This is a genomic window from Pseudomonas sp. F3-2, assembly GCF_038804275.1.
In the GTDB taxonomy this organism is placed as follows: Bacteria; Pseudomonadota; Gammaproteobacteria; order Pseudomonadales; family Pseudomonadaceae; genus Aquipseudomonas.
On the sequence record NZ_CP152388.1, the window covers coordinates 3,014,956 to 3,034,707 of the forward strand.

Annotated in this window: 14 protein-coding genes; 1 reads left to right on the top strand and 13 read right to left on the bottom strand. The window is 62.9% G+C overall.

Going from position 1 to position 19,752, the window contains the following annotated elements:
* Window positions 1-66: 66 nt before the first annotated feature.
* Genes AAGQ88_RS13765 through AAGQ88_RS13775 form a run of 3 tightly spaced genes read right to left on the bottom strand, consistent with a single transcriptional unit; the run spans window position 67 to window position 6,001 of the window.
* A complete protein-coding gene (locus AAGQ88_RS13765) occupies window positions 67-1,626 on the bottom strand; it encodes an efflux transporter outer membrane subunit (RefSeq protein WP_342652623.1) in 1,560 nt (519 codons plus the stop codon).
* Window positions 1,626-4,757 carry a multidrug efflux RND transporter permease subunit gene (locus AAGQ88_RS13770; protein ID WP_285423708.1) on the bottom strand — a complete coding sequence of 1,044 codons (3,132 nt, stop codon included), beginning with the start codon at window positions 4,755-4,757 and terminating at the stop codon, window positions 1,626-1,628. The genes AAGQ88_RS13765 and AAGQ88_RS13770 overlap by 1 nt, the downstream gene beginning before the upstream one ends.
* Before the next feature lie 5 nt (window positions 4,758-4,762).
* Window positions 4,763-6,001, bottom strand: coding sequence for an efflux RND transporter periplasmic adaptor subunit (locus AAGQ88_RS13775; RefSeq protein WP_342652624.1), 1,239 nt, complete (start codon window positions 5,999-6,001; stop codon window positions 4,763-4,765).
* 367 nt (window positions 6,002-6,368) lie between these two features.
* On the opposite strand from AAGQ88_RS13775, the gene AAGQ88_RS13780 reads away from it, so the two are divergent.
* Window positions 6,369-6,947 carry a TetR/AcrR family transcriptional regulator gene (locus AAGQ88_RS13780; protein ID WP_342652625.1) on the top strand — a complete coding sequence of 193 codons (579 nt, stop codon included), beginning with the start codon at window positions 6,369-6,371 and terminating at the stop codon, window positions 6,945-6,947.
* A 405-nt stretch (window positions 6,948-7,352) separates the two neighbouring features.
* On the opposite strand, the gene AAGQ88_RS13785 is transcribed toward AAGQ88_RS13780, so the two are convergent.
* From AAGQ88_RS13785 to AAGQ88_RS13830, 10 genes are all read right to left on the bottom strand, one after another.
* Window positions 7,353-9,287 (bottom strand): PAS domain-containing sensor histidine kinase, encoded by a 1,935-nt coding sequence (locus AAGQ88_RS13785; RefSeq protein WP_285423705.1) that lies wholly within the window; start codon window positions 9,285-9,287, stop codon window positions 7,353-7,355.
* Window positions 9,288-9,415: 128 nt separating this feature from the next.
* On the bottom strand, window positions 9,416-9,778 hold the full coding sequence (locus tag AAGQ88_RS13790; RefSeq protein WP_285423704.1) for a response regulator: 363 nt from the start codon (window positions 9,776-9,778) through the stop codon (window positions 9,416-9,418).
* 27 nt (window positions 9,779-9,805) lie between these two features.
* Window positions 9,806-11,254 (bottom strand): ATPase domain-containing protein, encoded by a 1,449-nt coding sequence (locus tag AAGQ88_RS13795; RefSeq protein WP_342655805.1) that lies wholly within the window; start codon window positions 11,252-11,254, stop codon window positions 9,806-9,808.
* Between the two features lie 173 nt (window positions 11,255-11,427).
* Window positions 11,428-11,625, bottom strand: a complete 198-nt coding sequence (locus AAGQ88_RS13800) for a hypothetical protein (RefSeq protein WP_342652626.1) — start codon at window positions 11,623-11,625, stop codon at window positions 11,428-11,430.
* Between the two features lie 95 nt (window positions 11,626-11,720).
* A complete protein-coding gene (locus AAGQ88_RS13805) occupies window positions 11,721-12,968 on the bottom strand; it encodes an aspartate aminotransferase family protein (protein WP_342652627.1) in 1,248 nt (415 codons plus the stop codon).
* A 115-nt stretch (window positions 12,969-13,083) separates the two neighbouring features.
* Window positions 13,084-14,631 (bottom strand): phospholipid carrier-dependent glycosyltransferase, encoded by a 1,548-nt coding sequence (locus AAGQ88_RS13810; protein WP_342655806.1) that lies wholly within the window; start codon window positions 14,629-14,631, stop codon window positions 13,084-13,086.
* Between the two features lie 410 nt (window positions 14,632-15,041).
* Complete coding sequence (locus AAGQ88_RS13815; RefSeq protein WP_342652628.1) at window positions 15,042-16,352, bottom strand: HAMP domain-containing sensor histidine kinase; 1,311 nt, start codon at window positions 16,350-16,352, stop codon at window positions 15,042-15,044.
* A gap of 125 nt (window positions 16,353-16,477) precedes the next feature.
* On the bottom strand, window positions 16,478-17,698 hold the full coding sequence (locus AAGQ88_RS13820) for an MFS transporter (RefSeq protein WP_342652629.1): 1,221 nt from the start codon (window positions 17,696-17,698) through the stop codon (window positions 16,478-16,480).
* A 186-nt stretch (window positions 17,699-17,884) separates the two neighbouring features.
* Window positions 17,885-18,274, bottom strand: a complete 390-nt coding sequence (pcaC, locus tag AAGQ88_RS13825) for a 4-carboxymuconolactone decarboxylase (RefSeq protein WP_285423699.1) — start codon at window positions 18,272-18,274, stop codon at window positions 17,885-17,887.
* A 19-nt stretch (window positions 18,275-18,293) separates the two neighbouring features.
* Window positions 18,294-19,658, bottom strand: coding sequence for a 3-carboxy-cis,cis-muconate cycloisomerase (locus AAGQ88_RS13830; RefSeq protein ID WP_342652630.1), 1,365 nt, complete (start codon window positions 19,656-19,658; stop codon window positions 18,294-18,296).
* Window positions 19,659-19,752: the final 94 nt, after the last annotated feature.

The window sequence follows — 19,752 nt, forward strand, 5'->3', positions numbered from 1 at the left end:
TGCCTGTCGCCGAACGTTGCGATGGCGCCTGGCAGGCTTGCCCTGGTTACCCCTGCGCCGTCATGCTCAGCGTTGGCTGGTGATGACGCCCGGGCCCTGCCAGCCGCCGCCCATTGCCCGGTACAGCGTCACGGCAGCACGCGAGGAGTCCGCTTCTGTGCTGTTCAGGCTGTCACGGGCCGTGAGCAATTCCCGGTTGGCATCGAGCACGTCGGTCAGGGGGATCGCCCCCGACTTGTAGGCGGTCTCGGACAGGTCCCTGGCCCGCGTCAGCGCGCTGACCTCACCGGCCAGTTCCTCTCGGCGCTGTTCGGTCTGGGACAACGACACCAAAGCGTTCTCGACATCCTCGCAGGCCCTCAACACTGACTGGCGATACTGCGCAAGCGCCTCGGCGTTGGCACCCTTGGCCTGGGCAACCTCGGCGTCGATCTTGCCGAAGTCGAACAACCGCCAACGCACCAGCCCACCGATCGAGGGCTGAAATGCACGCTCGGTGAACATGTGCTGACCAGTGATGCTTTCGTAGCCCAGGGCGCCTGACAGCGACACTTTCGGGTAGTAGTCGGCAATGGCTTCGCCGATTCGCTCATTGGACGCCGCCAGTCGGCGCTCGGCGGCGATGATGTCCGGACGTCGGCGCAACACATCAGCCGGTGCGATGCTGTCCTTGATCGCTGGCAGCGACGGGATCTGCGAGGCCGTGGCCAGTTCCGTCGCCGAACGGCCCGGCTGTTTGCCCATCAGCACGTCGAGGCGATTGAACTGCGCCTCCAGCGCGATGCGCAGCAACGGCACGGTGGCCCGCGCCTGCTTGAGCAGCGCCTGGGCCTGAGCCACTTCGCGCTCATCGACATCGCCCAGGCGCCGCCGCACCTGCACCAGATCGAGCAAATGCTCATCGGTGCTGATCTGGTCGGCGGCCACCGCCAGCCGCGCCTGGTAACCGCGGATCTGCACATAGGCGTCCGCGGCTTCGGCGACCACCGAGATCCGCGTGCCCAGATGAGCCGCCTCTGCGGCCTGTGTCTCGGCTTCGGCGGCAGACGCACCGCGCCGAAGACCACCCGCCAGGTCGATCTCCCAGCTGGCAGAGGCGCCTGCGGTGAGGTCTTTCTGATTGCGTTCGTAGCCCGGCAAGTTGCGGCTCAGCGACCCCAGCGGACTTTGCAGGCTCTGCCGCTGCTTGGTAGCCGAGCCGACGAAATCCACCGTCGGATACAACTCGGCGCCCGCCGCGCTCGCCACGGCACGGGCCTGTTCGACCCGCGCCAGCGAAGCCACCAGATCCAGGTTTTGCGCCAGCACCTGATCGACGATGCTCACCAGTTGCGGATCGTCGAAGCCGTACCACCAGGTGGCGAGGTTCTGCACAGCGGCGGGATCGGCGGCGCCGTCGGTGCCCTGATTGTGGAATGGCACCAGCGCGGTGTCCGGCGCCTGATAATCAGGGCCCACCATGCAGCCCGACAACGCGGCGCTCATCAACACCAGACCGATGACGGCAGGCAGGACCGCCCGTCGCGGCCCGAATTCTTGCGCGCCGCGACCGGCTGCGGTCATGGCCGGGTGTTTATTCAGCGTCTCGCCCACAAGGCGCGCGCTGAAAGAAAGCTTGCTGGACATCAACGCCTCCCGTGGAAGTATTTGCGGATGAAAATGTAGAACGCCGGGGTGAACAACAGACCGAAACAGGTCACGCCAAGCATCCCGAAGAACACCGTGGTGCCCAGCGACTGACGCATTTCCGCGCCCGCGCCGGTGGCGACGGTCAGCGGCGCCACGCCGAGAATGAACGCCAGCGAAGTCATCAGAATCGGTCGCAGTCGCGTGCGGGCGGCATGCACCGCCGCGTCCACCGCTGTCGAACCGTCGTCCTGTTTCTGCTTGGCGAACTCGACGATGAGAATTGCGTTCTTCGCCGCCAGACCGATCAACACGATGAAGCCGATCTGCGCCAGGATATCGATGGGCATGCCCCGGAAGATCAGCCCGCTGATCGCCGCCAGAATGCACATCGGCACGATCAGCACGATGGCCACCGGCAAGCGCCAGCTTTCGTACTGCGCCACCAGAACCAGGAACACGAACAGCGCCGCCGCGGCGAACACCAACAGCGTCGGCGTGCCCTTTTGTTGCTGCTGGTAGGCAAGCTCGGTCCATTCGAAGCCGATGCCTTTGGGCAGGACTTTCTCGGCCAGCTGCTCCATTTTGAGCAGTGCCGTGCCCGTCGCGACCCCGGGTGCTGCCGCGCCCTGGACCTCTGCAGCCGGGTACAGGTTGTAACGCGGCACTCGGTACGGAATGGTGTTGTGTTCGATGTCGGCCACCGTACCCACCGGCACCATCTGGCCGCTGTCGTTGCGCACCTTCAAACGGGTGATGTCTTCCGGCGTGCCGCGAAACCGGGCATCGGCCTGGGCGACCACTTGATAAGTGCGGCCCAGATAGTTGAAGTCGTTGACGTACTGCGAGCCCAGATACACCTGCAGCGTCGAGAACACGTCAGTCGGCTTGAGCCCGACTTTTTCCGCCTTGACCCTGTCGATGTTGGCGAAGATCGACGGCGAACCGGCATTGAACAGCGTGAACATACCGACGAAGTCAGGGTCTTTGCGCGCTTCGGCCACCAGCTTGTTGGCCGCCTCGGCAAGTGCCTTGGAGCCCAGTCCGGCGCGGTCCTCGAGCATCAGCTTGAACCCGCCGGAACTGCCCAGGCCCTGCACCGGTGGCGGCGGAATGGTCAACACGTAGGCGTCCTTGATCACCGACAGGCGCTTGCGCAGATCCGCCAGCACGGATTGCGCGGTGAGTCCGGGCATGTCGTGGTTGTACAACGACGGCAGACCGGTGAACACCGTTCCCGCATTGGAGGCGACGGTCGAGGTGGTGGCATCCAGCCCTACGAACGGCGCGATGTGCTCGATCCCTGGCGTCTGCAGCGCGATGTCCATGACCTGGCGCACGACTTTCTCCGTGCGATCCAGCGACGCACCCGGCGGCAACTGCACGATGGTGATCAGATAGCCCTGGTCCTGCTCCGGAATGAAGCCGGTCGGCGTGCTGTGAAACTCGACGCCGGTCAGGGCGATCAGGCCGACGTAGACCAGCATGACCAGTCCGAGCACTCGGGCCAGACGCCGGGTGACGTTGCCGTAACCGTGGGAGAGCCTGTCGAAACCGCGGTTGAAACGGCCGAACGAGGCGTCCATGAAGCGCTTGACGCCTTTGAACCGACCGTTGTCATGCCCCTTGTGCTTGAACAGCACCGCACACAGCGCCGGGCTCAAGGTCAGCGACACCACGCAGGAAATGATCGTCGACGCCGCGATGGTCACCGCAAACTGCCTGAAGAACAGTCCGGAAATACCACTCAGAAAAGCCGCAGGCACGAACACCGCACACAGCGTCAATGCGATCGACAGCAGCGCACCGCCGACTTCGTCCATCGTGTGGTGCGCCGCCGCCACCGGGGTCATGCCTTCGTGAATGTTGCGCTCGATGTTCTCTACCACGACGATCGCGTCATCGACCACGATCCCCACCGCCAGCACCAGGCCGAACAGCGACAGGTTGTTGAGGGAGATCCCGCACAGGTACAGCACGGTGAATGCGCCCAGCAACGAAATCGGGATGGCCACCACCGGTATGATCGTGGCCCGCCAGTTCTGCAGGAACAGGAACACCACCAGCACCACCAGCAGGATGGCCTCGAAGATGGTGGTGATGACTTCATCCACAGACTTGCCGATGAAGATCGTCGGGTCATAGATGATCGAGTACGCCACTCCGGACGGGAACTCCTTCTTCAGGTTTTCCATGGCGCCGAGCACGGCATGGTCGACGTCCAGCGAGTTGGCGCCCGGCTGCGCGTAAATCAGCAGTGTCGCGGCGTCCTTCTTGTCCATGAACGCCGTGGAGCCATAGTCCACCGCGCCGACCTCGACCCGGCCGATGTCGCCGATCCGGGTGACGCGGCCCGATGGATCGGTCTTGACCACGATGCGCTCGAACTCTTCGGGGCTGGACAGCCGCCCCAAGGCTTCGATATTCAATTGATACGCTTCGGCGGTGCGGGTTGGCGGCTGGTTCAGCACACCGGCCGAGACCTGCAGGTTCTGTTGGCGCAGAACGGCCAGCACTTCACTGGCGCTCAAGTCATAGGCAGCGACCTTGTCCGGGTCGAGCCAGATGCGCATGGCGTACTCGCGTCCGCCCTGGAACTGCACGTCGCCAACGCCGGGAATCCGCGCCAGCACATCCTTGATGTGCAGCGTGGCGTAGTTGGACAGGTAGAGCGTGTCCTTGGTGCTGTCGTCCGAGAACAGGTGCACCGCCAGCAGAATGCTCGGCGTCGCTTTGCGCACCTGAACGCCAAGCCGCTGCACGTCTTCGGGCAGACGCGAAATGGTGTTCTGCACCCGGTTCTGCGTCAGGTTCTGCGCGACGTTGAGGTCGGTGCCGATGCGAAACGTCACAGTGATCGTCAGCTTGCCGTCGCCGGTGGACTGACTGCTCATGTAAATCATGTTCTCGACACCGTTGATCTGCTGCTCAAGCGGTGTCGCCACGGTCTTGGAAATGGTTTCCGCCGACGCGCCGGGGTACGAAGTCGTGACCTGCACCGTTGGCGGGACGATCTCCGGGTATTGCGCGACGGGAAGGACGAACAGCGCGCCCAGACCGATCAGCGTGATGAAACAACTGACGACCACGGCGAAGCGCGGGCGATCGATGAAAAAGTGGGCTATCCGCATGTCGTCTAGTCCTTGGCCTGATCGTTGTCGGGGGTGATTTCCCCGTCTCGGGCGTTGACCTTCGCCCCCGGCGCGGCGAACGGCAGACCGCCGATCATCACCCGGTCGGTGGCCGTCAGGCCCGACTTGACCACCCGAAGCCCTGCGCGCATGTCGCCGACTTCCACCTGCTTGGGCACGACCGCGCCGTCATCGGCCACGGTCATCACGATGAAGTGCGACTGATCGGGCAGCACGGCGGCATCCGGCACCAGCAAGGTCGGGCCTGGGGCTGCGGCGACCACGCGCAGCCTGGCGAACTCGCCCGGTGTCAGGACGCCGTCCGGATTGTTCACCGTCGCCCGGGCGTGAATCGTGCCGCTGGCGCGGTTGAGCGCGTTATCGATGAAGTCCAGATTGCCGGAGGTCGAGTAGTGTTGACCGCCGCTGGCCGCGATCTGCACCTGCTCCGGCGCATCGCCCGAACGACGTGCCTTGTATTGCTTGTACTGCTGGTAATCGGACTCGCTCATGTCGAAGTCCAGGTAGACCGGATCCTGGGAAACGATGGTCGCCAGCAGTGTGGTCGGGCTGATCGCTGCGCGGCTGCCGGCGATGAGGTTGCCGACGGACACCTGATGATTGCCGATGCGCCCGGTGAACGGCGCGAGGATCTGGCAGTGATCGAGGTCGAACTGGGCGTCGCGGATCTGCGCGTTGGCATCGGCCACCGCCGCTTGCGCTTCTTGCCAGTCGGACTTGCGCAGTTCCATGTTCTGCACGGAGCCCGCCTGATTACGCGCCAGCTCATCAGCCCGGTTGAATTCACTCTTGGCGTAGGCCAGTCGTGCGCTTGCCCGTTGCAACTGCGCGTTGGCCTGGGCCAGGCGGATCTCGTAAGGCACGCGATCGATGCTGAACAGCAGCGCGCCTTTCTTGACCAGTTGTCCGTCTTTGAAGTGAATCCCGATCAGCGTGCCGCCAACCTGGGCGCGCAGCTCGACGCGGTCGACCGCCGAAAACTGGCCGAGAAACGACAGCCTGCTGTCGAGGTCCTTCACCAGTGGCCGGCTGACCACCACTTCGGCCAGCGGCGGTGCATCGGCCGCAACCGCGCGCTCGCGCTCGCCGTCAACCAGAAACACACCCGCGCCGACGGCAGCCGCCAGCAACCCGGCCCCTACCACCGCTCTTGTCATGCTGCGTTTAGCCGTGGGCGTAGCATCGTCCGCCGACGATCCGCCATTGCTCTGTACCGAATTCACCCTCACCCCCTGGCTTGAACTTGAACAACATGAAGGCCCTCATACAAGAGCGCCCCGCTTGCCCGACCTGTGCCGTCGGCCGTCGTCCGCAGAATGACCCGCAGGCTCAGCCCGGACAGATGGATTTCGTCCTGATAACGTTTTGATGCTACGTATCATCAATATCGATGTAAACATGATGACTGTAATCATTACTATCATTCGTTTTGATTCAGGAAGGGTCAGTCACTGTGTTAAACCGGCGCACACCGCGCTTCGTGGGCTGTAAATTCGGGTGCAGCGAGAGAGGCAGCGCCGGGATGTCTCGTTTCGGCGCAGGACAGCCAACCGCGCGTATACTCACGCCGCCACGCATCAAGAGGTCGTTATGAAAGTCACCAAGGAACAACGCTTACTGAACAAGGAGAAGATTCTCACCGCCGCATCCCGCCTCTACCGCGAGCACGGCATTGACGGAATCGGCATCGGCGAGCTTTCCAAATCGGTGGGCCTGACCCACGGCGGTTTCTACCGGCAGTTCCCCGACGGCAAGGAGCAACTGGTGGCCGAAGCGATCCGCCGCACGTTCGATGAATACTTCGTGCAGTGGGAAGCGAGCACCCGCGTTTTCGAAATCGTGCAGAGCTACGTGACGGCCGAACATCGCGACAGCAAACTCGACTGCTGCCCGATTCCGACGCTGGCGGCCGATGTGTCACGCATGGGCGGCGTGGTCAGCCAGACCTACACCCAGGGCATCGAGCGCTTGCTGCACATGCTGATGGAGAAAAAAGGCGACCTGCCGGACGGGACGTCTCGTGAGCGCGCCATGCAGATCCTCGCCTCCATTTCCGGCGCGATGATGCTCGCCAGGGCATGCAATGACACCACACTGACCGATGAGATCATGGCGGCGGTGATCAGCCAGTGGCGCGGTCTCGAAGATCCGGCCGGGCAATCCGCCTGACTTGGGCTTCAGTGCATCCTGCGTTATCAGGCAGCGCATCGGTGGATGCAGTTCGTCAGCCACAGCGCATGCACCGGTTTTACTGCTGCTGCGCAGCAGATTGCGGGCAAGCGCGCTCCTACAGGCCTGTATGTCCATAAAGCTCAGCATGCACTCTCGGCGGATAACGGTGGGAGCGTGGCTTGTCCCGCGATCTGCCGCGCAGCGGCAGCAAAACCGGGCACCTTGATTGACTCAGATATATATCATTCTCAGGATTGGCTGCCGGTCCCCGGCAGTTCGCGGGACAAGCCACGCTCCTACGGCCTATGGCCAGAATCAGCAACAGAACGCTCCCCTCAGATCGCGCGCTCCTACGGCCTATGGCCAGAATCAGAACGCGCAACAAGGCAGCGGTTCGTCCGTTCAGGGCCGGCTGATGGAGGCGATCGCCCGGGCCAGTTCCAGCTGATTGAAGGGCTTGGGCAGTCGTTGCGTGGTGACGGTGGTCAGCGTCGGGTTATCGGTGAAACCCGACGCGATGATGACCGGAAGCGCGGGATCGAGGCGGGCAATGTGCTGGGCAAGTTCGGTGCCGGTCATGTTCGGCATGATGTGGTCGGTGATCACCAGGTCCAGGTCGACATGGTCGCTGATGGCCGTCAGTGCCTCGTCGCCGCTGTTGGCCGTGACCACCTGATGACCGAGGTCTTCGATCATCGCCTTGGTGCTCATCAGCACCAGCGGATCGTCATCCACGAACAGCACTTTGAGCGGCATTGCGCGTGCCTCGTCGGCGGACGCCCCTTCATTCCAAGGCACCGACTGCTCGGGCGCGGCCACCGAGACGGGCAGCCACAGTTCAGCTGTCGTTCCGCTGCCGGCGGTGCTGCTCAGCACCAGTTTGCCGCCGGACTGCGCGGCCAGCCCGTGCACCATCGACAGCCCTAGGCCCGTGCCCTTGCCCAGCCCCTTGGTGGTGAAAAACGGCTCCATGGCGCGCTGCAGCGTGGCTTCATCCATGCCGCTGCCGGTGTCGGACACCGATATGCAGACGAACTCCTCTAGCCGCATTGCGCCGGCCAGACGGGGCAACGACGTTTCCCGGGCCGACACCACCACGCTGCCGCCGTCGGGCATGGCGTCCCGCGCGTTGATCATCAGATTCATGATCGCCATTTCCAGCTGCCCGGCGTCGACGAAGACCGGCTTCAGGCGCAGCGGGAAACGGGTTTCCACGGCGATATTGGCGCCCAGTGATGTACCCAGCAGCTCCGACATGCCACGGATCAGGTTGCCGACGTCGACAGCCCTCGGGGTGAGTTCCTGTCTGCGCGCGAAGGCCAGCATTCGTTGCGTCAACGACGAGCCGCGCTGTGCTGCAGCCATGGCATTGTCCAGCAGCGAGACCGATTTCGGATCGTCCACCAGGCGTTTCTTGACGATGCCCAGACTGCCGAGGATCACCGTGAGCAGGTTATTGAAGTCATGGGCGATACCGCCGGTGAGCTGGCCGATGGATTCCATCTTCTGGGATTGATACAGCGCTTCGCGGGTTTCCTTCAGCGTGGTCTGAGCCTGGACCGCCTCGGTGATGTCGCGGGTGATCTTGGCAAAACCGATGAATTGCCCGTCGTCGTCGCGGATCGGGTCGATGACTACGTGCGCCAGGAAACGCGTGCCGTCCTTGCGCACTCGCCAGCCCTGCCCCTCGAACCGCCCTTCGCTGCGCGCGGTCTGCAACGCGTGTTGGGGCCTTCCGGCGTCGGCATCGACCGGCTCGAAGAACAGCGAGAAATGCTGGCCGATCGCTTCGGCGGGACTGTAACCCTTGATCCGCTCGGCGCCGGCGTTCCAGGTGGTGATGATGCCCGTCGGATCGAGCATGTACAACGCGTAATCGGTGACGCCCTGAACCAGCAGGCTGAACTGCCGTTCACTGTTGCGCAATGCCTCTTGCGCCAGCCTGCGCTCGGTCAGGTCGCGGGTGACCTTGGCGTAGCCGATCAGCGAGCCATCGGGGGCATGAATCGGGTCGATCACCACCAGCGCCCACAGCCGCGTGCCGTCTTTTCTGACACGCCAACCCTCACCCTCAAAGCGTCCGGACGTGGCGGCGATCTGCAGCGCTCTGCCGGGCAAGCCCGCCAGACGATCTTCTTCGGTGTAGAACAACGAGAACGAACGACCGACGATCTCAGCCTCTTCGTACTGCTTGATCCGCCGTGCGCCGGAGTTCCAGCTGCGTACGATCCCGTCCGTGTCGATCATGTAGATGGCATAGTCGATGACGGCATCGACCAGCAAACGGTAGCGATTATCTTGTGTGAGCAATCCTTGGGAGGATTCGGCTGGTTGCATGGTCGCCTCGGGCGCGGAGTTTCGGGCTGCGCAATATGGATAAATCCGCCGGTAGATCATCGCCCATGTGCAACAAGGGCACGGCTCAGCGCCCGGCGGTGGCTTGATGCAGAGACGCCTCGCAGCGCTCAGTCCGGTCTGAGGACGGACTTCACGGCGGCGATGACCGACTGGATGTCGAACGGCTTGTCGAAAACCCTCACGAACAGGTCCGGGCGCTCCATCCCCAAATGCGCCTGAGCGCCACTCATCAGCATGACCGGCACATTGCCCAGCGTCTTGTGCGCACGAATCGCCTCCACCAGCTCGATGCCATTCATGCCCGGCATCATGTAGTCGGTGATGACCAACTGCGGTTTCTCCCGGTCCAGAATGCTCAGCGCCTTCTGGCCGCTGCCCGCCGTGACAGTCAGATACCCCTCGTCTTCCAGCGCGTAACTCAGTATGTCGGCGATCAGGTATTCATCGTCGACAATCAGTATCGTGGTCATAAGGTCCCCCGCCCGCTCAAGCGATCATCAGCTTGAGGACGACCGAGAGGTGGACGCACTGTCTCTACCGTCAGGGCCATGCAAACCAACCTTGTTAACGTTCATTCCCTGGGCACCGAGGGCAAGTTCGAGTATCGACGGGTCATAGGCGTTGTCGCGGATCTTCAGAATCGACAGCTGACGGGTGATCTGCATCGGCTCCTGCGCGAAGCGAATCAACAGCAGGTTGTCGACAATGCCCGACAAGTCCGGCGCCGGCGCGTCGATTTCGTTGCCCAGCAGGCTGCGCACTTCCCAAGACGCCAGCACGGTGACGCCTCTGGCACGCAGCTCACCCATCAACGCGGTGAACAGGTCCAGAATGCGCGACTTGTCGGCGGCCGCGCGGGCCATGCCGCCCAGGCTGTCGATGAACAGGCGCTTGATCGACTTCTGCTCGACGAGTCGCAGCAGATCGATCGCCAGTTTGTCGACCATCTCGGTAGTGACCGACCGCCAGACAACGTGCAACGCACCGGACTGTTCCATCGTTTCGAGATTCAGCCCGAATGCGGCAGCCTTGAGCCGAAGCCGTTGGGGCGATTCATAGAAGCCGAACAGCATGCCGGGCGCTTCCGGGGTCGACTGGCCGAGGAAGTTCAGACCGAATGAAGTCTTGCCGGCGCCCGACGGGCCGAGTAGCAAGGTCACGGACGAGCCGACCAGACCGCCGCCGATCATCGGATCGAGGGTCGGCAGGCCGCTGGGGACGATCGAGAGGTGATCGCTGTCACGCAGGGCCGAGCAGGTGACCGTACTTTCGAGGCGCGGATACACCACCAGACCGTCCTCGGTGATTTCGCACTCGTGAGACCCGGAAATCGCCCCGCTGCCGCGGGTCTTGCGCAACTTGATACGGCGCACGGAGCGGTTGCCGACCAACTCCTCGCCCAACTCCACAACGCCGTCCACCATGGTGTGCTCAGGGCTGCCGTCGTCCAGTTGTGAGCTGGTCAGGAAGAACACCGTGCAACCGGCAAACGCAGCGTGGCCTTGCAGTTCGGAGATGAAGCGCTTGGTGTTAAGCGCCGACTCGGCTTTGGAGCGCGCATTGAGCAGGCCGTCGAGGATCATCACCGTGGACTTCTGGCGAACGATCTCCCGGCGCAGCAGCTTGACCACCTCTTCCAGGCCATCGTTTTCCATGGTGTCGAAGGCGCTGACGAACTGAATCTGATCGCCGATCTTGTCCTTGTCGAAAAAGCTCAGTGTCGAGAGAAACTGGAACAGCCGCTCATGAGGCTCGGCAAGCAGCGTAGCGAACAGGACGCGACCGCCATTGTTGGCGTGGTGGAAACCGATCTGGTTGGCCAGAATGGTTTTGCCGGAACCCGGGCGTCCCTGGATGATGTAAGAGGATCCCGAAACGAATCCGCCTTTTAGCAGCTCATCCAGTCCTTCAATTCCGCTATGAAGGCGTTTTAGCTGGTTCAAAATGTGCTTCCTCCGCTGAAGGGTCAGCGTAGTGAATGGTGCGGCTGGAACGCGCGTTTAAAGTGCGCATTCTTCCGTGTTTGAGGAAGCTTTCCAAGCTCAATCATCAACGCGGCGGCAACTGGCGGGAATAAACGCCTGCAAGGCGAGCGATGCGCGACGTGTTCAGGGCGTCTTCAGGGCGTTTGAGGCTTGTTTGGCGTGACAGCCGCTTCTTCGACACAGCCGGCCGTTTCCGCCCGGGACTGCTCGCTGCGGCGCTCCGGGTCGTCCGGCTTGATCGGTGCGGACAGCGGATATTCGGGCGTGTCATCGACGCCCTGGACCGGGTCGTTGCTGGCGTCGTTGGCGGGTAGCGGTCGTTTGCTGGTCATCGCGATGGGGTCCGTGGAGTGGATGCAGTCGTTTGAGGGCGACTGCACAGACACGTGCTGTTTATCGGACCAGTGGGCGCAGCCGACGCGTTGCGTCATTCGAGTTCAGCCAGACACTGCTCCAGAATGTCCAGCCCTTCGTTAAGCACGTCCAGTTCGATGGTCAACGGCGCGAGCAGGCGAACGATGTGCCGGGATTTGCCGCTGGGCATGAGCAACAACCCGCGACGTCTCGCGGATTCCAACAATTGCGCCATCTGCGCGGTCCCAGGCTTGCCATCGGCTGACAATTCGATGCCGCGCATGGCGCCCACGCCGGTCAAACGCCCCAGAAACGCAGACACACCCTGTGCTTTCCATCGGTCATAACGCGCCTGTACCACCGTGGCCTGCTGCTCGCCCCACTGCGCCAGGTTGGCGTCACTCATCTCATCCAGCGTCGCAAGGCCTGCGGCGCAGGCGATCGGGTTGCCGGAATAAGTCCCGCCCAGTCCGCCCTTGGGCAGCGTGTCCATCAGCGCCTTGCGACCCACCACGGCGCCCAGCGGTACGCCGCCGGCGATGCTCTTGCCGAGCAACAGCAGATCCGGTTCGATCCCCAGTCGACTGAACGCAAAGCGCTGACCGGTGCGGCCGAAACCGGACTGGATTTCATCGACGATCAGGACGATGCCTTTTTCGTCGCACAGCCTGCGCAGCGCCTGAGCGAATTCGACGTCCAGCGCCAGGAAGCCGCCCTCGCCCTGCACGGGTTCGATGATGAAACAAGCGACCTCGTCGACGTCAATTTCGACGCTGAACAGCCGCTCCATGGCCTTCAGCGCATCGGCCGTGGACACGCCGTTGTCCACGCTCGGATACGGCAAGTGATAAACAGCGCCGGGCAGCACGCCGACTTTCTGTTTATAGGGCGCCACTTTGCCGTTGAGGTTGAGCGTCGCCAGGGTTCGACCGTGAAACGCACCGTCGAACGCGATCACTGCCGATTTGCCGGTGTAACCACGGACGATCTTCAGCGCATTTTCAGCCGCCTCCGCGCCGCTGTTGGTGAGCATGCCGCTGACCGGATAACTCACCGGGACGAACGCGGCGAGGCGCTCGATGAACTGCTGGTAAGGCAGGTGGGGTGCGGCATTGAACGCGTAATGGGTCATGCGTTGCGCCTGTTCGCAGATGGCGCTGACGATGCGCGGGTTGCAATGGCCCAGATTCAGCACGCCGATGCCCCCCACGAAGTCAATGTAGCGCTTGCCGTCGACGTCCCAGACTTCGGCATTCTTGCCATGGGTCAGACTGACGGGATGAACCACGGAAATGGAATTGCTGACAGCGGGAAAAGCCATGTTCGATCGTCCTGGGAACGGTGGAAATGCCGCTATCTAAGCGATCTGCGGCCGTCCTCGACAAGCGAAATAAAGGCAACGGGTCATTCCGCAAATTCCTGATGTCCGCCGTGCTTCATCGGGCCGGCAGGCGCAGCAGAACGTAGTCTTCCTTGTCGAAGCGGCCGCTGAGCACCACCGGCAACCTTCCCAGACGCGTGCCCTGCAGTTGCTGGAAGTCGGCATTGCTCATCACCACATCGGCCGCGCCGGGCAAGGCTTCCAGCTCCGCCGGGGTCAAGGTGAACAGCGGTTGCAGGTCTTCATCGACGTTGACCATGAACTTGATGCCTTTGCCATCCTTGCCCATGCCGTGCAGGACAAGCGGGGCGCTGTCCGAGCGCGTGGCCTGGCGCACCGCCGCGGTGAACTGGCGCGTGTCGTAGAGGTTACGCTCAGCCTTCTCGAACGCACCGATGTAGCTCAGCCAGACCGCCAGCACCGCGCAGGCCGGTAACCCATAGAGTCGCAGGCGCGGGCGCATCAGCAGCGGCAGCGCCACCAACTGCAGCAGGCCCAGCGCGATCAGCAGCGGTCCGGTGTCACCCAGCGCTTCGGGAAAACGCGGTCGAATCAGCAGCAGGCCGACCATCAGCGCGCCGGGAATGAAGCAGCAGAGCGTCAGAATCAGCCCGCGCAGCCACCAGAAACAGCGTCCGCTGCGGGCGTGAAACGGATACGCGGCAATGATTGCCGCCGGGGGCAGCATCGGCAGCAGGAACCGGGCTTTTTTTGCGGACGGAATCGACAGACCGATCATCACCGTCAAGCCGGCAATGGCGCACAGGTACAGCAAGTGCAGCGCCGCGTTTTTCTGTCCACGCGCGGTGAAACCCACTGCCAGCAAGACCACGATCGCCAGCGGATAGGCCAGCGCGTAGTTACCCAGTGAGCGGCTGAAATACCAGAAGGCCGGACCGCTGCCGTCGCCGGCGTCCAGGCGGGCGGTGATCTGCGTGCGAACCACTTCGGCCAGCAATACTTCACCGCCAGCGAGTCGGGCTAGCAGCAGCAAGGTCATGGTGCACAGCGCCAGCAACGCCACTGCCACCAACGCCGACACCCACGCCTGGCGCCCATTGCGGTTGAACAGGTGATAACTGCACAGCACCGCAGCGGGGACAATTAGACCGATCGGTCCACGAATGAGAAATCCCAGCACCAACAGCGCGTAAATCAGCCAGAGTCGACGCGCAGAGGAAAAATGGTCTGCAGCGTAGGCCAGATAGAACACGGCGAAGGTGATGCTGGCCAGCATCTGCTCCAGCGACACGGCGCGGGTTTCGGTGATGAAGGTGTTGGTCAGCAAAAGCAGCGCGATGCTCAGCCACGCCCAGCGCCGGGAGTACGGCGCGAGCAGCCGGTACATTAGGCCCACCATGATGGCCGATGCCACGCAGGTGGGCAGCCACGCGCTGAAGCTGGTCACCTCCCCCAGCGGCAGCGAGCAGAGGTAAATAAGCCAGGTGGAAAAACCGGTGTAATCGGGATACGGCACGCCGTAGGTGGTCGGGAAGACGCTGGGGCCATGACGCAGCATTTCCTGAGCGAACAGTACGAATCGCGAATCGAAGCCGACGATTGCCAGGTGTCCGCTGGCCACGACGAACAGCACCAGGGCCAGACCGCCGGCGCTCCAGGCCTGGCGTCTGGCGCGGGCCGGGGTAACGCCGGAAAGGAACTCGGACGCTAGGGATGTCAACGGTGTCTCCTCTCGTCAGCACGAAGCGCGCTCTGCAACGACAGACAGAAGCGTAGCTGCGTTCCAGAGCCACACATCGCCAGCCGCATGAACGGACCGTCTGAAGGCCCAGTTGCCGCGACATGACGGGGCGCCCATGCCGGCCTCTTCCCGGCTGAAGCCGGTCCTACACCGCATTCTTCGGGTACATCGCAGTCCTACAACGCTTTTTCCAGGTGCGCCGCGCAACCGTAGGACCGGCTTTAGCCGGGAAGGCGTCAGGTGTTGCGCCGCGAAATGGTGTATTGCCCCGACCAGCTCACTCGGCGATCCAATCAGTCTTGCAGCGCGGATCATGCCGCACCGACCGCCAATCCTGCCTCTTGCAGCGTGACGGTAAAGCAGCAGCCCCCCGATGGCCGACTCGCCAGCGACACCTGCCAGTGCTGGTTGGCGCAGATCCGCTGCACCAGCGAAAGCCCCAGGCCCAGGCCCTCCCCGCGCTGTTCGTCGCCGCGCACGAACGGCTGGAACATCGCTTGCTGTTTTTCCAGCGGGATGCCGATGCCGCTGTCTTCCACACTGAAACCGTCGTCCCGCAAGGTCAGGCGGATGAACCCTTGATCGGTGTAGTGCCAGGCATTACGCAGCAGATTGCCCATGACCGAGCGCAGCAGCGGCGCGTTGTAGGTCTCCTGGCTGTGGGCCTCGTGAGTGCGACCTTTGGCCTGGACAATGAACGTCAGGCCTTTTTCTTCGATCGGCCGCCGCCAGGTTTCCGCCAGTTCGTCGGCGATCTGCTCAAGGCCGGCCTTCTGCCCCTGAGGCGCATTCTTGCCCTCGGTGCGAGCAAGCAGCAGGAAGGTTTCGACCAGTTGGTTCATGCCCGCCGTGGCTTTGCTGATGCGCTGCACCTGAGCGCGTGAGCGTTCGTCCAGTTGCGGATAATCCATTAACAGCTCGCACGACGTCGCCAGCACCATCAAGGGCGTGCGCAACTCGTGGCTGACGTCGCTGGTGAAGAGCTTCTCCCGGCCAAGGGCCTCGCGCAGTCGCCCAAGGGTTTCGTCGAAGGATTTGGCCAGCGCGCCAACCTCGTCGTTGGCATAGTCCCCCGCCAGCACCGGGGCGAGTTCGAGGAGCTGATCGCGATGGCGAACCTGGCCGGCCAGACGCGACACCGGCGCCATCACTCGGGAGGCCAGCAGGCGTCCCAGCAGAATGGCCAGCAGCACGCTGAGCACGAAGCCGATCAGCACGACACCGAAAAGAATCCGCTCGCGTTTTTCGAACTTGCGTTGATCGCGCAGCAGCACGTAGCGGCGTTCGCCCACGGTCGTGACCATGGCGTAATACGCCCGCTTGCCGCGATAGAACTCCTGAAAACCAGGCTGCAGGCCTTTCAGGTCGTCACTCATGGCAACGTCGCCGATGCCATCGTCGGCGTAGAACAGCTCGCCCTTCTCAGGCCGGTGCCGCCAGTCGTCGATGCTGTCCTGAGCCAGGATCCGGTGCAGGTTGCCGCCCAGACTGATGATCGTCAGGCGTTTCTCGACCACGTGAACGGTGGCAATGATGCCGACGGCGAAAACACCGGCGACCAGGGTGCTCATCAGCGCGAATACGATGACGATCCGCTGTTTGAGGCTGTGTTTGATGTCCATGAGGGTCCGTGCATGGCGGTACTCGTATCTTGGGGCAGCGCCCCGCCACCACCGATTATCCGCCAGGCCATGTCATGGTTTTGTCAACGAACGGTGCTGTCCCACCGCAGCTCGACGATTTCCGGTCAGTCGGCAACCGCCGCCGGCGGCATCAGCCACATTGCCATTGCGCACCCGGCCATCAGCAGCGACGTCACCACGAAGACCACGGGCATGCCGAAATGCCCGCCCAGATAGCCGCCGGTGAGCGGTCCGAGGACTTGGCCGACGTACTGGCTGGACGTCGAGTAACCGAGCATGCGCCCCGCCACCGCGTCAGGTACCGAATGGCGGATGATCGCGGCAATGCAGGGCAACAGCCCGCCCAGCGCGATGCCCATGAGAAAGCGCAGCACCACCAGTTGCCACTCGTTGCTGACCAATGCCTGTGGAATCAGCAGGATCGCTGCGGCGCTGAGACAACCGATCACCACTTTCCAGTGCCCCACCCGGTCGGCCAGCTTGCCGATCCGCGAAGCCGACAGAATGCTGGCCAACGCCGTCGCCGACATCACCACGCCTGCCATCAGCGTGACGTTTGCCGTGTGCAGTTGAGTCAGGTACACCGTGATGATCGGCTCGATGGACATGATTGAAAACATCACCAGACTTGCCACCACGTACATGATGATCACTGGCTTCTTGTCCGGGATCAGCTCCCAGGCGCGGATCGTCGCAGGCTTCGCTGAATCGGCAGCGCGCTTGGGACGCGGCGCTTCCTTCATGAGGAACGCAGTGGCGAGAAAGGCCAGAAATATCACGCCGCCTGCCAGGAAGAAGGTATTACGAATGCCGATCAACGGCGGCAACAGCCCGCCGATCAGAGGCCCGGTCAGGTTGCCCGCCATGATCCCGGAAGCCAGCATGCCCAGCGCCCAGCCGGAGCGCTCTTTCGGCGTCTGCGTGGCGACCAGAATCGTTGCTCCGGAGGCATACCCGCCGAGCAGCCCCGCAAGCAGGCGCAAGCCCACCAGTTGATAGATGTTTTCCGCCAGACCGATCAGCGACATGGCAACCGCCATGCCCAGGCTGGCGCGAATCAGCATCAGTTTGCGACCGTAGCGGTCGCCCAGTCTGCCCCACAACGGCGCGGTACAGGCGGCGCTGAGGAACGTTGCCCCAAACGCCACGCCCGACCACTGCACAATGGCCGCAGGGTCATTGACACCCAGGTGCTCGACGTACAAAGGCAGAAACGGCAGCAACAGCGTCATCGCGACGATGGTGGTAAAAGCCCCCAGCACGCAGACGGCCAGATTTCGTTTCCAGTGCTGCTCGACGATGGACGTTGGCGGCTGGGCTGTCATGACGACTCCACGGTAGACGGAATCCACCTACGGTAGAGCCCTGCAAGCCATAAATAAAATTCATGTTTTTTATACGCTGGATTCCAGCGAGGAATGACGCAGCCTGTCACCCATCGGACTGCCTAATGCTCCGTCGTGGAAGCGCAACGCCGTGTCGGCGTGCGCCTCGCTTGGGAGGTCGACGCATTAAAGCGATTCGACGCCCAGTTCATCCCAGACCGCTTCGGCCAGGTGGAACGAAGCGTTGGCAGCTGGAATCCCGCAGTAAATCGCGCTTTGCATCAATACCTCTTTGATTTCGTCGCGGCTGACCCCGTTGTTTTTCGCGGCGCGCAGGTGCAGGCGCAGTTCACCCTCGCGATTCATGCCGATCAGCATCGCGATGGTGATCAGGCTGCGGGTGTGACGCGACAAGCCCGGCCGGGTCCAGATATCGCCCCAGGCGTGACGCGTGATCATTTCCTGAAACTCGCCATTGAAGGGCGTGATGTTTTCCAGGCTGCCTTGCACATGGGCTTCACCCAATACCGCCCGGCGCACGCTCAGGCCTTCTTGGTAACGTTGATTTTCGTCCATTTGGGTTCCAGTCATCTGTTTAACGGAGATTGAACGCCTGATGATCAGCCACCGCGCGCTTGACCCAGCGCCTGGATTGACCCAGGTACTGCGCAGGGTTGAGCAGGTTGTCCAGCGCCTGTGACGAAAGCTGCGCGGTGACCTGTGGCTCGGCGCCCAGCACGTCACGCAGGTGCACGTTCTGGTCCACTGCCCGGCGACAGCACTGTTCGATCAGGTGATGAGCGGCATCACGGCCGATGCGTTGCGCGAGGGCGATGCTGACCGCTTCTGCCAGCACCAGCCCTTTGCTCAGGTCAAGGTTGTGCAGCATGCGGACGGCGTCGACCTCCAGGTCAGGAATCACCGCGAGCGCCTGCTGCAGCGCACCGGACACCAGGCAGCAGAGCTGCGGCAACGTTTCCCACTCAGCGTGCCACAGGCCCAGACTTCGTTCATGCTCCTGCGGCATGGCACTGAACATGGTCGCGATCAGCCCCGGCGCGCGGGTCGCCGCTGCGATCATCACCGCGGCACCAACGGGGTTACGCTTGTGCGGCATGGTCGATGAGCCACCCTTGCCCGCTGCCGCAGGCTCGAACACCTCACCGGCTTCGGTCTGCATCAGCAGGCTGATGTCGCGACCCAATTTACCGAGGCTCCCGGCGATCAGCCCCAACACGCTGGCGAATTCCACCAGGCGATCGCGCTGGGTGTGCCAGGGCTGATCCGGCAGGCCGAGCTTCAACTCACGGGCCAGCGCCTCGGCCACTGGAAAGGCCATTTCACCCAGTGCCGCCAGACTGCCCGAGGCACCGCCGAACTGCACGCACAGCAGGCGCGGTTTGATCTCGTTCAAGCGTTGCCGATGCCGGGTGATCGCCCCCAGCCAGCCGGCGACCTTCGCCCCCAGCGTCACTGGCGTCGCCTGTTGCAGCCAGGTCCGTCCGGACATCGGCACAGCCGCATGACGCTGCGCCTGCTGCGCCAGAGCGTCGGCCAACAGGCTCAGATCTTTTTCCAGCAGCGCCACCGCCGCTCGCAGTTGCAGGACCAGGCCGCTGTCCATCACGTCCTGGCTGGTGGCGCCCAGATGAACGTAGCGCTCGGCGCTGGGGTTGCGGCCGGCGATCTGTTGTCCCAGCGCTTTTACCAGCGGGATGGCCGAATTGCCGGCGTTGCCGATCGCCTCGGCGAGTGCATCGAAGTCATACAGGCGCGCGTCGCAGGCCGCAACGATGTCCGCCACCGCATCGCTGGGAATGACGCCGAGCCCGGCCTGAGCGCGGGCCAGCGCGGCTTCGAAATCCAGCATGCCCTGCACGCGGCCCTGATCGGAAAAAATGTCGCGCATGCGCGCCTGAGTGAAGTAACGGTCAAAAAGCTGGTTGCCCGGTCTGTTCAAAGTACTGCTCCTGGCTGGTCGTCCCAACGGAAATCCTCGTCAAACCGGCCCCGTGGTCATCGGTGCAATCACTGTGATTGCGCCTGGGTTCACC

Excerpts from the sequence above, each read along its gene's own strand:
- AAGQ88_RS13805 (WP_342652627.1), bottom strand. The coding sequence starts at position 12,968 with ATGGCTTTTCCCGCTGTCAGCAATTCCATTTCCGTGGTTCATCCCGTC.
- AAGQ88_RS13815 (WP_342652628.1), bottom strand. The coding sequence starts at position 16,352 with ATGGACATCAAACACAGCCTCAAACAGCGGATCGTCATCGTATTCGCG.
- AAGQ88_RS13800 (WP_342652626.1), bottom strand. The coding sequence starts at position 11,625 with ATGACCAGCAAACGACCGCTACCCGCCAACGACGCCAGCAACGACCCG.
- AAGQ88_RS13785 (WP_285423705.1), bottom strand. The coding sequence starts at position 9,287 with ATGCAACCAGCCGAATCCTCCCAAGGATTGCTCACACAAGATAATCGC.
- AAGQ88_RS13820 (WP_342652629.1), bottom strand. The coding sequence starts at position 17,698 with ATGACAGCCCAGCCGCCAACGTCCATCGTCGAGCAGCACTGGAAACGA.
- pcaC (WP_285423699.1), bottom strand. The coding sequence starts at position 18,274 with ATGGACGAAAATCAACGTTACCAAGAAGGCCTGAGCGTGCGCCGGGCG.
- AAGQ88_RS13780 (WP_342652625.1), top strand. The coding sequence starts at position 6,369 with ATGAAAGTCACCAAGGAACAACGCTTACTGAACAAGGAGAAGATTCTC.
- AAGQ88_RS13790 (WP_285423704.1), bottom strand. The coding sequence starts at position 9,778 with ATGACCACGATACTGATTGTCGACGATGAATACCTGATCGCCGACATA.
- AAGQ88_RS13770 (WP_285423708.1), bottom strand. The coding sequence starts at position 4,757 with ATGCGGATAGCCCACTTTTTCATCGATCGCCCGCGCTTCGCCGTGGTC.
- AAGQ88_RS13765 (WP_342652623.1), bottom strand. The coding sequence starts at position 1,626 with ATGTCCAGCAAGCTTTCTTTCAGCGCGCGCCTTGTGGGCGAGACGCTG.